This window comes from Nitrospirillum pindoramense, assembly GCF_007827955.1.
In the GTDB taxonomy this organism is placed as follows: domain Bacteria; phylum Pseudomonadota; class Alphaproteobacteria; order Azospirillales; family Azospirillaceae; genus Nitrospirillum; species Nitrospirillum amazonense_B.
In genome coordinates, this window is sequence record NZ_VITR01000003.1 from 483,004 (window position 1) to 496,921 (window position 13,918).

The 13,918-nt window shown below is 62.7% G+C and carries 8 protein-coding genes; 7 read left to right on the top strand and 1 reads right to left on the bottom strand.

Features of this window, described 5'->3' with window-relative positions:
* Nucleotides 1–215: 215 nt before the first annotated feature.
* On the top strand, nt 216–3,956 hold the full coding sequence (locus FBZ90_RS07175) for a CHASE domain-containing protein (protein ID WP_186455649.1): 3,741 nt from the start codon (nt 216–218) through the stop codon (nt 3,954–3,956).
* 13 nt (nt 3,957–3,969) lie between these two features.
* On the opposite strand, the gene FBZ90_RS07180 is transcribed toward FBZ90_RS07175, so the two are convergent.
* On the bottom strand, nt 3,970–5,022 hold the full coding sequence (locus tag FBZ90_RS07180; RefSeq protein WP_145730404.1) for a TIM44-like domain-containing protein: 1,053 nt from the start codon (nt 5,020–5,022) through the stop codon (nt 3,970–3,972).
* Between the two features lie 256 nt (nt 5,023–5,278).
* Between FBZ90_RS07180 and FBZ90_RS07185 the strand changes: the two genes are divergently transcribed.
* From FBZ90_RS07185 to FBZ90_RS07210, 6 genes are all read left to right on the top strand, one after another.
* On the top strand, nt 5,279–6,874 hold the full coding sequence (locus FBZ90_RS07185; RefSeq protein WP_145730406.1) for a S10 family peptidase: 1,596 nt from the start codon (nt 5,279–5,281) through the stop codon (nt 6,872–6,874).
* An 840-nt stretch (nt 6,875–7,714) separates the two neighbouring features.
* On the top strand, nt 7,715–9,862 hold the full coding sequence (locus FBZ90_RS07190) for a peptidase domain-containing ABC transporter (RefSeq protein ID WP_145730408.1): 2,148 nt from the start codon (nt 7,715–7,717) through the stop codon (nt 9,860–9,862).
* A gap of 121 nt (nt 9,863–9,983) precedes the next feature.
* Nucleotides 9,984–10,181, top strand: coding sequence for a hypothetical protein (locus tag FBZ90_RS07195; protein ID WP_145730410.1), 198 nt, complete (start codon nt 9,984–9,986; stop codon nt 10,179–10,181).
* A 91-nt stretch (nt 10,182–10,272) separates the two neighbouring features.
* Complete coding sequence (locus FBZ90_RS07200) at nt 10,273–11,064, top strand: nucleotidyltransferase domain-containing protein (RefSeq protein WP_145730412.1); 792 nt, start codon at nt 10,273–10,275, stop codon at nt 11,062–11,064.
* On the top strand, nt 11,064–12,899 hold the full coding sequence (locus FBZ90_RS07205) for a transglutaminase-like domain-containing protein (protein WP_145730414.1): 1,836 nt from the start codon (nt 11,064–11,066) through the stop codon (nt 12,897–12,899). The genes FBZ90_RS07200 and FBZ90_RS07205 overlap by 1 nt, the downstream gene beginning before the upstream one ends.
* 20 nt (nt 12,900–12,919) lie before the next feature.
* Nucleotides 12,920–13,858 carry an HlyD family secretion protein gene (locus tag FBZ90_RS07210; protein WP_145730416.1) on the top strand — a complete coding sequence of 313 codons (939 nt, stop codon included), beginning with the start codon at nt 12,920–12,922 and terminating at the stop codon, nt 13,856–13,858.
* The last annotated feature ends 60 nt before the right edge of the window (nt 13,859–13,918 follow it).

Below are 13,918 nucleotides of genomic sequence, written 5' to 3' on the forward strand. Positions count from 1 at the left end.
ACAACACATCCGGGAAATACCTTTAAGCATAGATTTGCCGTGGGCGGCGGTGATGATAACGATTCCTAAAGGCCGACGATGCAAGCTGGACGCCGGAGAATCGTGAGGTCGGGATGTTTTTGCGGAATTCGCCGTCATTGCCCAGCGGTGTCGGCGTCACCCCCGCCGCCCCGCCTTGGCGACACAAGATGATCGCATCGTGGGCGGGCCGTCCCATGCGGCTGACCATCCTTGTTCCACTTCTTCTCCTGGCGCTCAGCGTGGTGGGGGGGCTGGTCGCCGCCCGGCTCATGGCCACCCATAATCAGACCCTGGCGACAGACAGCCTGACCGCGCGGGCCGGCGAGATGGCGGAGGATCTGCGTCAACAGGTAATGCTGTACCAATATGGCCTGCGCGGTGCTCGCGGCGCCGCCGTCGTGGCCGGCGGACCGGAGGCGTTGACCCTCGCCCAGTTCCGCAGCTACGCGGCGACGCGGTCCCTGGCGACGGAGTTCCGCGGCGCCATGGGCTTCGGCATCATCCGGCGGGTGCCCGTAGCGGAGGAGGCGTCCTTCATCGCGCGGCAACACCGCGATGGGCGCCCCGATTTCCGCATCCGCGAGCTGCGCCCCCATGATGCGGAGCATGCCGTCATCCAGTTCATCGAGCCCGAGGCGGCGAACATCAACGCCGTGGGCCTGGACATCGCCTCCGAACCCGCCCGCCATGCCGCGGCCATCGCGGCGATGCGGTCGGGTGAACCCCGGCTGACCGCCCCGATTTCCTTGGTGCAGGCGCCGGGCGACGCGGGCGGGTTCCTATTGCTGCTGCCGATCTACCGGCAAGGCGCCGACCTGGGCGACGCCGACGCGCGCCAGGCCGCGACAGTGGGCTGGTCCTACACGCCCTTCCTCATCAGCCGGATGATTGCAGGATCGGAACTCATGCGCGCCGACGTCGGATTCAGCGTGAGCGACATCACCGAAGATCCGCACACCGCCCCCTTCTACCAAACCCCCACCCTGCCCGGCGGCGTGGTCGACGCCCTGGTCCATGAAGAGAAGCTGGCCATCTTCGGCCGCGACTGGCTGATCCGCTTCCAGGCGACCCCGGTGCTGTTGCGCGCCCTGAACCTCACCCCGCCCCTGCTGGCGGCGGCGCAGGTCACGACGGGCGGCATCCTCCTTGCCCTGCTGCTGCACTTCTACCTGGTGAACCTGACGCGCCGCCACGCCGCCGCCCGGGAAGCGGCCCGCCAGACCGAACTGCTGGAGCGGGAGGTCGGCCTCCGCACGGCGGAGTTGGCCCAGCGCGAGGAGCGTTTCAAGACGCTGACGGAACTGTCGACCGACTGGTATTGGGAAACCGACCGGGACGGCCGCTTCACCGCCATGTCACAGGGCGTCTCGCGCATCGGGCAGGACCACCGCGGCCTGATCGGCAAGACCCGCCGGGACCTGTCCTCGGACCCCCGGCTGGACCAATACGAGGATTGCGTGCGGCGTGGCGTGCCCTTCCGCGACCTGGCCTATGACCTGGCGGGCGAGGATGGGGCCCTGCGCCACATCGTCATCAGCGGCACCCCCATCCTGGACGCGGCAGGCGCCTGCGTCGGGTATCGCGGGTCGGGCCGTGACGTGACGGAACAGTTGCGCGCGGAAGAGGCCCTGCGCGCCAGCCAGCGCTTCATCCGCGCCATCGCGGACAACATCCCCGGCATGGTCGGCTATTGGGACAAGGACCTGCGCTGCCGCTTCGCCAACGACCGCTATCGCAAATGGCTGGGCAAGACGTCGGAGGAAATCCTGGGCCAAAGCGCCATGGCCCTGCTGGACGCCGAGCTTTTCGCCGCCAACAAGCCGTATATGGACGGGGCGCTGCGCGGCGAAACCCAACGGTTCGAGCGGACGCTGACGCGGCGGGACGGTCGTCCCACCGACAGCTGGATCCACTATATGCCCGACGTGGATCACGAGGGCGCGGTCCAGGGCTTCTATGTCCTGGTGACCGATGTCACGCCGCTGAAGCGGGCCGAGCGGGAATTGCGCGCGACATCCTCGCGGCTGGCGCTGGCGACCAAGGCCAGCGGCATCGCCATCTGGGAATATGACGTCGCCAGCGGACAGTTGGACTGGGACGAGCAGATGTTCCAGTTGTACGGAAGGCCCCCTACCCATGGCCACGGCCCCACCGTCTGGCGCGAGCAGTGCCACCCGGACGATATCGCCCGGGTGGAAGCCGAGTTCCGGCGTGTCGTGCAGGGGAACGCCGATCTGGATATCGAGTTCCGCATCCGGCGGCCCGGCGGCGGCCTGCGTCACGTCAAGGCCGCGTCGATCACCGAAAAGAACGCCGAGGGCCGGCCGGTGCGCATCATCGGCGTCAACTGGGACATCACCGAGATGCGGGACCGCGAGGCGGCCCTGGTGGCGGCGCAAACGGCGGCGGAGGCGGCAAGCCGCGCCAAGACCGACTTCCTGGCCAACATGAGCCACGAGATCCGCACGCCCATGAACGCCATCCTGGGCCTGACCCATCTGCTGGGTGATCTGGACCTGGGCCCCCAGCAGCGGGACTTCGTGACCAAGATCGCCGCCGCCGGCCGCAGCCTGCTGGACCTCATCAACGACATCCTGGACTTCTCCAAGGTCGAGGCCGGCCGCCTCGACCTGGAGCATGCGGCGTTCCGGCTGCAGGATTTGGTGGATGGGCTGCTGTCGCTGGTGTCGGTCAGCGCGGATGAACGCAAGCTCGCCCTTTCGGCCAAGATCGCGCCGGACGTGCCGGCGGCGGTGGTGGGCGACCGCCTGCGGCTGCAACAGGTGGCGCTGAACCTTTTGGGCAACGCCATCAAGTTCACCCATGCGGGTAGCGTGGCGATGACCATCGACCTCATCGGCCGGCCCGCCCTGGACCAGGCCGTCCTGCGCTTCGCCGTCACCGATACCGGCATCGGCATTCCCCGCGAGATCATCCCCACCCTGTTCAGCGCCTTCACCCAGGCGGACACCTCCACCACCCGCCGCTATGGCGGCAGCGGCCTGGGCCTGGCCATCTGCAAGCGGCTGGTGGACCTGATGGGTGGGGAAATCGGCGTGGACAGCCAGCCCGGCGCGGGCAGCACCTTCTGGTTCACGGTGCCGGTGCGGGTGGCGGAACCGGCCGCGACACAAGCACCGGCGCGCCCGACGAGGCCGGCCGAAGCCGGCGGGCGCCAACGACCCAAGCGCCTGGACGGCATGCGCCTGCTGATGGTGGAGGACAACGCCATCAACCAGGACGTCGGCCGCCTGCTGCTGCAGTCGGAGGGGGCGACCGTCACCATCGCCGGCGATGGGCAGCAGGCCGTCGACTGGCTGCGTGCCACGCCTCGGGACTTCGACCTGGTGCTGATGGACATGCAGATGCCGGTGATGGACGGCTATGAGGCGACCCGCTTGATTCGAGCGGAGCTGGGATTGACGGCCCTGCCCATCATCGCCCTGACCGCCGGCGTACTGGATGCGGAGCGCGCCCGCGCGTACGAGGCCGGCATCAACGACTTCCTGACCAAGCCCTTCGATCTGGAGGGATTGGTGGCCACCATCCGCCGTCACCTGTCAGACGCCCACGGCACCGCCGAGGAGATCGCCAGCCGCCTGCGCGCGCTGGTGCCCGATATCGACCAGCGTCTGGCCCAGTTGGGCCTGGCCGACGACTGGGACCTTTACATCACCCTGCTGCGACGCCTGATTGGCCAGTTTGGGGAAACGGTGTCGGCGATCTTCGAGGCGGTGAACCGCCAGGACTGGCAAGCGGCGTCCGCCCACCTGCTCGCCTTGAACGCGGCGGCGGAACAGGTGGCCGTCCCCCCGGTGGCCGCGGCCGCGGCGGAGGCGGAGACGGCCCTGCGGCGCCAGGACGAGAGCGCGTGCCGGTCCGCCCTGGGCGCCCTGACCGGGGCGCTGGCCGCCTTGGCGGCCAGCGTACGCTGAAAGGCCCGACGCCTCAGACCTGCTGGATCGCCGACAAGAGCCAGCGGCCACCATCCGCCCGCACGAAGGTCCACAGCTCCTGAACCTCTTCGGGACGCTGGTCGTCGCCCGCCACCACGCGGCCGGTGGTCTCGTCCACCGTCCAGTCGCGGGCGCGCCAGCGCAGCTGGGCGGTGCAGTAGGTGCGGCCGTCCTCATGCCAGCTTTCCACCACGTCGCCCTTCACCAGGTGCACATCGGCCACCAGATTGCGCACACCGCGACTCTGGTTCTCGGTCATCTCCTCGCCGTAGTAGGACAGCATTTCCGGTGTCAGGTGGCGGCGCAGGGCCGTCAGGTCGCCCTTGCTCCAGCTGTCCATGATGCCGGTCAGGATCTGTTCGAACGCCGAGAGGTCCTGGCCCTGCATCTGCACGCCGATGGCGGGGACGGGCGGCGGCGGCGGAACGGACGCGCCCCCTTGATTGTAGCCACCGCCGAAGGGAGTCGCGTTGTAGGGGGCGTCCTGCGGGGGGAACATCTCATACGTCATGCCCGAGGCCGAGGCCGGGCGCGGACCGCTGATGGCCATGCGGATCAGGCGATAGATCAGATAGACGATGCCGGCCATGATCAGCAGCCGCAGAAGGCCGCCCAGCGCGCCGCCCGAGCCGCTGCCATAATCGCCACCGGCGCCATAACCGTGGTGACCGAACAGCGAGTTGTACAGGCTGGCGCCCAGGAAACCGCCCATCATGCCCGACAGGAAGGGGTGGCGCTGGGTGAAGCTGGGCTGGGCGAATCCCGGTTGGGCGAATCCCGGCTGGCCAAACGGCTGTTGGAAGCCCGGGCGCGGCTGATAGGCCGGGGCCGCGGGCGCCGCGGGGGCGGCGGCCGGCGGCGGGGTGATGCTGCGCTGGATGGGCTGGCCCGTCACCGATGGGTTGGCGGGCGTGGTGTAGGTCCGGCTGCCCCGGCTGCCGGAACTGGAACTGCGGCCCGGGCGGGCATCGGCGGCCAAGGGCGCCAAGGCCAGGGACACCGCCAGAACCGCGGCGACCGCACGCGAACCAAACCGACCGAACATTTTCTCTCCCCCAGGATCACGGACCCTAAATCATGGGGCCGGCTTCCAGCCCCACCCTAATGTGGGCCCCGCTTGCAAAATTGCCAGGGCCAGTCATCGCCTTACGAAGCGGACCGCTTTTCGGCCCCGCGACAGACGGGACCTTTGCCCGCAAGCCTCGCTCGTGTCTAGACTGCACCCAAGCCCGGGCCGGTACTGCGGGGAAGCACCGGACGCCGGGCAACAATGAAACCAGGGGTTATGGGGGTTCCAACATATGTCCACACCGAAGTGGAAGCTGGCGGCCTTGCTGACCGGCACGGCCTTGATTTTGCTCACCACCCACATGGCCATCACCAGCACGCCGGCCAACGCCGGCGACAAACCGGCGGCCGATCAAGCCAAGGGCGATGATAAGGCGGGGGGCGACAAGGCCGGTGCCGATAAGGACTGGACGCCCAAGCACTTCACCATCGACCGCAGCGGCACCTTCAACGGCAAGCGCGTGGACTACCAGGTGCTGGCCGGCGAAACCCACCTGGTGAACGACAAGGAGGAGGACGCGGCCACCGTCTTCTCCACCGCCTATGTGAAGAAGGGGGTGAAGGACGCGACGCAACGCCCCATCATCTTCCTGTTCAACGGCGGCCCCGGCTCGGCCAGCCTGTGGCTGCACATGGGCGCCTGGGGACCCAAACGCGTGGACGTGCCCAGCGACGCGACCAACGCCGGCAGCCCGCCCTACCCCCTGAAGGACAACCCGCAAAGCCTGCTGGACGTGGCCGACCTGGTATTCATCGACCCGGTGGGCACCGGCTACAGCCGCATCCTGCCCAAGGGGGATGAGAAGGACTATTACGGCGTGAAGCAGGACGCCCATTCCATCGCCCAGTTCATGCGGCGATGGCTGACCGACCACAAGCGCTGGAACTCCCCCGTCTTCATCGGCGGTGAAAGCTACGGCGGCATGCGCATCGGCGCCCTGCTGCCCGAATTGCTGGAGAATGGCGCGCCCGTGGGCCTGAACGGCCTGATCGTCGTTTCCGGCGCCGTCGACTACGGCGCGTTCGAGTTCAACCGCGGCAACGACGTGCCCTACCCGGCCTTCCTGCCGACCTATGCCGCCGTGGCCTGGTACCACAAGAAGATCGCCGACACCTCCATGGGGTTCGACGCCTTCATGAACCAGGTGCGCAAGTTCGCGGTGGAGGAATATCCGGTGGCCTTGCTGAAGGGCAACCGCATGAGCCCGGCCGAGCGCAAGGGCGTGATCGACAAGCTGTCGCGCTTCACCGGCCTGTCGCCCGCCTATCTCGACCGCACCAACCTGCGCGTCCGCGACGTGCGCTTCGCCAAGGAACTGCTGCGCGACCAGGGCAAGGTCGTCGGCATCTACGACGGCCGCTACACCGGGCAGGAATATGACTCGGCCGGCGACACGGTGGACAGCGATCCCTCGGGCTACGGCGTCGGCGCCGCCTTCGCCACCACGCTGCAGAGCTATCTGCTGAGCGACCTGAACATCAAGATGGACCGAGAGTATCGGACCAGCGGCGATGTGGGCAAGAACTGGGATTGGAAGACCTGGGGGGATGAGGGCGGCGGCTACGCCAACGTGGCGCCCTGGTACGGCGACGCCATGCGCCAGAACCCCAAGCTGAAGGTGTTCATGGCCGGCGGCTGGTACGACATCTGCGTGCCCTTCTTCTCCAACGAGAACGCCATGAACGCCAACGGCGTCCCCACCGATCGCGTGACCTTCAGCTATTACGAGGCCGGGCACATGATGTACCTGAACCGCGCCGCCCTCGATAAGCTGACCGACGACGTCCGCCACTTCGTCAAGGCGGCGGCACCGGGGGCGGCGGAGTAAGACCGGGAGCCGGCGGGGCGGCCAGCGCCGCCCCGCCGCCCTGCGTTCCGGCGTGCCGGCAGCGTTCAGTCACATCCTTGACCCGAAGTGTGTCCAAGAAGCCAGACACCTCCTTGAGCGTGGTCAGCCGCGGTTCCCCCGTGAATGCGAACGGTAGCGCCAGAGCCGGCGATGCGGCCATCACGGCGCGGCCACGCCATTGCGCGGTTTCAGCGCGCTTGGGCGCCTTGGACGACCGGCCTATACGAACAAGCGTTATACCAAGGAGCGATGATTTCCATTCATCGCTCCTTGGTATCGGCGGCGACTGCCGCCGCGCGCCGTGAAGCGCGGAAGCCAAGCCGCCGGATGGCGGCGCCGGCGATTGAGGACGAGGGACCTAGCCATAGGTCAGGATCATCGCTATTTGGTATTAGCGGCGAGATAGCCGCTGGCATAAGCGTACTCACCAGCATGTCCGTAATATACCAGCAATAATTATCGATAGCCTGCTCTCCGCGACTCACTCCATAAGAAGCGACACCAAAAATAGGTGGGAACTACTAGTGTAGAGCGCTTCAAGAGTACGTTCGCCAGATTATATATTATCCATATCCATCCTAAAGGATAGGGCGCCTCTGGTCACCGTGACATAGGAGCCGCTAAGCCGTTGATAATTAATACAATATTGCAATAATACAACTGTATTGATGTGTCTAAAATTTTAGTTATTGCATTAGGTGCAAATCGTCATTGACAGAATTGCTCCTAATTGGCCTAGTCCGACCGATCGTGGCCCGAAATGGGAAATGTTGTTTCCAATTCGGAACAGAGACCATACACAACCGTTCGGATTCGCCGTTGCAGCGCCTTTCCCTACATCATCGCCCGCTGATCGACCCCGTTCTACAATCCGAGGCAGCGGAGTGCGGCCTGGCTTGCCTGGTTATGGTGGTGGGATATCACGGCCACCGGGTTACGCTGTCAGAGCTGCGGAGACGGCATGCGGTATCGCTGAAGGGTACGACACTCAAAACATTGATCGCCATAGCCGACACCATGGGCTTCACCGGTCGGCCGCTCCGCCTTGACCTTGATGATCTGTCCAAGCTGAAACGCCCCTGCATCCTGCATTGGGACCTGACGCACTATGTCGTTTTGAGCCGGGTGTCTTCCCGCTGGGTGGAGGTGCAAGACCCCGCCAGCGGCCTGCAACGCCTGTCCCTGGCTGAGGTGTCCAAACATTTTACCGGTGTGGCGCTTGAACTGACCCCGGCGGCGAACTTCCAGAAACGGACAACGGTGGAGCGGGTGCGCCTGGCCGACCTGTGGTCCAAGGCGGCGGGCTTCATCCCCAGTCTGATTCAAATCTTGGCGCTATCAGCCCTGCTGGAACTGTTCGGCTTGGTGTCGCCTCTGGTCAACCAAATGATCGTAGACAACGCGATCGCCAAGGGCGACCTGGACCTGTTGAACATCATCGTCATCGGTGCCGGCCTTCTCCTGCTGATCCAGGCGGGGACGACGCTGCTGCGCGGCTATGTGCAGATGCATTTCGGCACGCTGCTGACATTCCAAATGCGGGGAAACTTGCTGCGCCACGCGCTGCGGCTGCCAGTACCGTGGTTTGAGAAGCGGCGGCTGGGCGACATCGTGTCCCGCTTCAATTCCTTGCAGCCGGTGCAGGATCTGCTGACGGGGGGCGTGATCTCGGTGGCGTTGGACGGGGTGATGGCGATCATCACGCTAGCAGTGATGTTCGTCTATTCCCCGCTGCTAGCCGGCGTCGTCTTCACCTCACTCACGCTGTTCGTCAGTGTCCGTCTCGGCACCTTCCCGTGGCTGCGGCGCTTGACCAATGAGGGCATCCAATATCAGGCGAAGGTCGACAGCATTCTCCTTGAGACCATACGCGGCGCCCGCACCTTTCGGCTTTTTGGACGGGAACGGGAACGCCACGCCGTTTGGCAGAACGCTTACGCGGAAAGCGTCAACAACAACATCCGCACCCAAAAGATCGGCATGCACGGCGCCGCGGGCCTGTCCATTCTTTCGGGGGCGGAAACGCTATTGGTTTTCTATCTCGGCGCCCAAGCGGTCATCGCTGGGGACATGACGCTGGGCATGCTGCTGGCCTTTCAGTCTTACCGGGGGCAATTCGGCACCGCGACCCAGTCCTTGGTGACGCAATACTTCAAGTTCCGCATGCTGGGCCTGCACCTTGAGCGGCTGGCCGACGCCATCCACCAAGATCCGGAAGCCGGCTTGGCCCATGAAATGGGGGAGCGCGGGCGTGCGCTTTCCGGTTCCCTGGCTGTGCGCGGTCTTTCCTTTCGCTACGCCGAGCATGAGCCATGGGTCCTGCGCGACGTGGACCTCACCATACGGCCTGGCGAATTTATTGCCTTCGTTGGACCGTCCGGGGGTGGGAAATCCACCCTGTTGAAACTGCTCATGGGCCTCTATCCGCCCACCGAAGGCGACATCCTAGTGGATAATCTCCCCCTGAGCACCGTCGGCCTGCGTTCTTACCGTGAGCATATCGGTGTGGTGATGCAGGACGACCAGCTCTTCGCCGGCACCATTGCCGACAACATCGCCTTTTTTGATCCGGAAATGGACCTCGAGCGGGTTGAGGAGGTGGCGAAGCTGGCCGCGCTCCACGACGAGATCACACGCATGCCCATGGGCTACATGACCCTGGTGGGCGACCTCGGCTCAACGCTGTCGGGCGGTCAGCGCCAGCGTGTGCTGCTAGCCCGCGCCATGTATCGTCAGCCGACCTTCCTGTTCCTGGATGAGGGCACTGCTAATCTCGACATGCTGGCGGAGCGCAAGGTGATGCGCGCGTTCGCCGATTTGTCGATCACGCGTGTCGTGGTCGCGCATCGCTCCACCGCCATTATGGGCGCGCACCGCATTTTCGCTGTAGAGGGCGGGCGCATCCAGGAGGTTTCCGCCCCTGCGGCGGCGGCCACCAAAGCGGTCCAGACAGAGCCATCCGCATGAGGATGCAGTTCCCGCATCCCCATGCCCCCCCCAAAACCAGGATGGAGGACGATCAAGAACACGCACCGCTAAAAGGAAAATGAAATCCAATACCTAACAATATTATCCAAGAGGGAAGAAAATGCGTGACATTACTGTTGAAGAGATGGACCTGATTTCTGGTGGCGACGAGATCGGTGGCGCCGTGGGTGGGGCGATTGGCGGGGCCATCGGTGGTGCTACCGGCGCCGCCATCGGTACCGCCTTGGGTAATGAATTCCTGGATGTCGGCCAGTGGCTGTCGGATGCCTGGGATTGGATCTGGCGCCAGTTCAGCTGAGCACTGCGGGGGGCATCCAGCCAGGATGCCCCCTATTTCCTGTGCGCCACGTACGACGGCGACCAACCATGGACCGAACCAGGCCTTCATCATGACCGAATCCCAGATCATTGACCGTTTCATCGCGCAGGCATTGCCAGGGTTGCGGCCGGATGTCCTTTCAGGCCCGCTGGATCGTTCCGATATTGATGCCGTCGTCGGCGCCTATATCGAGGAAAAACATCCTGACGCCCGATGCGCGTTGATCTATGGTTCTTATGTAAAAAGAACAGCAAAATCTCTATCTGATATTGATATTGTTGTTATTAAAGATATTGTCGACATGAAAAAATCATGCCTTGTCTATTTAGGCATACCCATTGAATGCCATGTTCTCAGCCTTGATTCAATGCTGAAAATAATCAATCTTTCCATTCCATTGCGCAATACACTGTTTGCAAAAGGCATGATTGAATCTGAATTCTTTTCCGGCGATTTTGAGATTTACAAGAAAATAAGGGAGTCCGCCAGCCTAGCGATGGCTTATCGCGGAAAATACGAGGATAAATTATACTACGCTCGAGCCAACGCGACTTCCATTGTTCTTGAATGTATATCAAATCAAAGCAGAGATGACGTTTTATCTATAATGACGTGCGCGTATGAAAGTATATGTGATCTTTTTTTCATGAAAAAAGGCATGAAGTCATACAAGGGAAAATTATTATCTCGGATAATAAATGTTGCAGGAATTGATTTGCTCGATAACTTCACAAAAGAATTCAACCACTTTGTGTCGGGTGGCGCGAAAGAGCCAGTCATCCATGCCATAATCAGGATTATTGAATTCTGCGGCGGCCCCATATGGTCCGGATATGACGTCACGTCTAGGGTTCCGAGCTGATGAAAAACCCATTCAAGAATAAATGTTGGTCGGTGTTTTGCGCTGTCGTGTCGGCGTTTATCGCCGACACGTCCCAAGCGTCCGAATTCGCGGGCGGGCTTTCCACCAAGGCTGTCGACATGGAAATTTCGCTTTCCCGGGCGAAAGCCGTCAACACCAGGATCCGCTGGACGGTGGCTGTCCTGAACCAGGAAGGCGTCCCCCTCCTGAACGAAATCACCCCCCGGTGCACACAGACCAAGGGATCGACGTGCCGTCTCTCTTACGCTGCGGCGGTCGGCAAGGATGGCACCCGCCGTGAGATCGATGTACGGGAAATTGGAATACAACAAGGCGCCACCACCCAAGCCAACCGCCAGGACATGGGGATTAAATTCTTCACCATTCCATTCAGCGGAGTCCGGCCAGGCGACAGAGTCATCTTTGAAATAACGACGGAAAACAGCACCAGCGAAATTAAGGATTCATTCAGCACCAGAAAGAACCTGCAGTCGCTGATAATCGGCAACGGGAACGACTGCGTCTACGATATCAGCGTCATAACTCCTGCCGATCTGCCGGTTCACACGGCGACATCGGGGTTCGATCTGGATCGAAGGGTGGAGGGCGGTACCGCGCGCTTGCATTTTCATGGTACAGTCGAGGGCAAGGGGAGCAGCGCCTTCCTGGCGCTTTCAACGTTTAAGACCGACCGCGAATTGGGGGACGCCTACCTGGCAACCGTGGCGACTATAGCGGACGGCGCGACTGGGGCCACCGAAAATCCCGCCCCCAGCGGCACGTCCAGCCTCCTTGAAAATTTTTATGCCTTCGCATCGACTAAAATAAATGATAACGGCAAATATATCTTGGACGGGCGATATATTCCAAGGCCATTAGAAGATATCAAGAAAACAGGGTATGGGGACTGTAAAGACAAATCATATCTTTTGGTCACAACCTTGAATGCTATAGGTATCAACGCGAACATGGCGCTGGTCGGCAGCCGTGCCACTGTTTCCCCAATTCCGGTTATCGACGACTATAACCACATGCTTGTCTATCTGCCGGATCAGGATCGCTTCATCGATCCCGATCTGGACGGCACCCCGTTGGGAAACCTGGCGTCCAGTGCGTTGGGCAAACCCGTGTTGATTCTGACGGCGGGCGGCTCCCGTCAATCACGCATTCCCGACACCATCCCTGGGACCAACGAAATCCGTTTGGAGACCCGCGCCGAAGTCAGGGAAGACGGCTCCATCACCGGCCAAACGTCCGCGAAGGCAACCGGCTATTTCGATGCCGACCTGCGTCTGCGCCTGCGGGACCTTATGCCAGCGCAAGACGCCGCCGTGGGCGATGACATTGTGGAGGTGATGACCCCGCACCAGGATTCCCGCATCACGTTTCCGGCGCCGGCGGAAACGGCTTCTTCCGATCTGGAAATCAGCGCGACGTTTGAAACGGGCGCTGATACGAAAGTCGCAAAGGCCAGCCGCATTTCCCCCGTAAAGGGCGTCCGTTTCGCGGCGCGGCCAGGTGACTACCTGGTTGGCGACCTGGCCAGCGCGACAGCATCGACTGACCATTGTTTGCCAGGCCGCCAAGTTGAGGAATTAAGGCTGAAAATGCCGCCGGGAACCGAGATCCGTTCCCTACCAGAAGACAAGGACTACACAAAACGGGATCTGGTATTTCGCAGCCGCTGGAAAAAGGTGGGAACAGAGATCGTCGTCCAGCGGGAATTCATCAGCCTATATTCGGGCGCGACCTGCGCGACAAGCCGGGATGAGATCGCGGCCTTCCTGGATAAGGTAAGGGACGATTACCGGGAAACGGTCAGCGTCCGCCGATAGCTCCATCCGGGCGAAATATCATGGCCGAACCTATTCAGTCCCTGTTTCGAACCGCTGCCATTGAGCATCGCCGTCGGCGACTGCTGGGCGATGTCATCATCGTACAGCCCGTGCATCATGGCGTCATCACCGCAGCCTTGTTCCTGTTCACCCTGATCGGGGTGATCTACGCCTGCACTGGAAGTTACGCCCGTACAGAGACGGTTCAGGGCTACATCGCGCCCACAGGCGGCCTCGCACAAGTTTATGCCAACAAGGGCGGCACGGTTGTCCGCGTGCTGGTTCGTGAGGGGGACATGGTTATCCAGGACCAACCCCTTGTTGAGCTGTCCCTGGAGACGGCGGGTTCGGATGGCCCCGTGGGCGAGAAGCTGCGCCTTGAGACGCAGGCGCGCATCCACGAAACCGATATCCAGATCACAGCGGCCGAAACCCGCTACGCGGAGGAAGGCCGGCGGCTGGCCGCGCGCATCAAGGGCATTAGGGAGGAATTGGCAAGCTTGGACCAACGGTTGGCATCGGAGCGCGACCTGCAAGTATTGCAGCGGGAGGACGTGCACCGATACGCCGAGCTGGAGGCAAATGGCAACGGCACACGCCTGGAACTATCGCGGCGCAAGCAGCAAGTGCTGGCGCAAGAAGGCACCCTCCGCGACCTGGATCGACAACGGGAATCCCGCCAGGGCGATTTGCGAGACGCACAGTCACAACTGACCAACTTGCCGGCGGACCGAGCGGACAAGTTGGCGCAGCTGCGCAGCGTCCGCAGTGAGCTGGATCAGGCCCTGGCTCAACTGGCTGTCAACCGGAACTATGTCATGGTGGCACCGGTGGCCGGCCAAGTGGCGGCTCTGCAAGCACAACCTGGACAAACGACAACGGCCCAGTCCCCCTTGGCGGCCCTGGTGCCCCTGGGGAGCGACCTAGCCTGGATAATTCACCAGGGTTGGCGGGCATAGGCTAAGGCCCTGGAATCACGTAGGATTCGATTGCTGAGGCCGAACCTGCTGTTTCCGGAG

Excerpts from the sequence above, each read along its gene's own strand:
- FBZ90_RS07205 (WP_145730414.1), top strand. The coding sequence starts at position 11,064 with ATGAAAAACCCATTCAAGAATAAATGTTGGTCGGTGTTTTGCGCTGTC.
- FBZ90_RS07195 (WP_145730410.1), top strand. The coding sequence starts at position 9,984 with ATGCGTGACATTACTGTTGAAGAGATGGACCTGATTTCTGGTGGCGAC.
- FBZ90_RS07175 (WP_186455649.1), top strand. The coding sequence starts at position 216 with ATGCGGCTGACCATCCTTGTTCCACTTCTTCTCCTGGCGCTCAGCGTG.
- FBZ90_RS07185 (WP_145730406.1), top strand. The coding sequence starts at position 5,279 with ATGTCCACACCGAAGTGGAAGCTGGCGGCCTTGCTGACCGGCACGGCC.
- FBZ90_RS07180 (WP_145730404.1), bottom strand. The coding sequence starts at position 5,022 with ATGTTCGGTCGGTTTGGTTCGCGTGCGGTCGCCGCGGTTCTGGCGGTG.
- FBZ90_RS07200 (WP_145730412.1), top strand. The coding sequence starts at position 10,273 with ATGACCGAATCCCAGATCATTGACCGTTTCATCGCGCAGGCATTGCCA.
- FBZ90_RS07210 (WP_145730416.1), top strand. The coding sequence starts at position 12,920 with ATGGCCGAACCTATTCAGTCCCTGTTTCGAACCGCTGCCATTGAGCAT.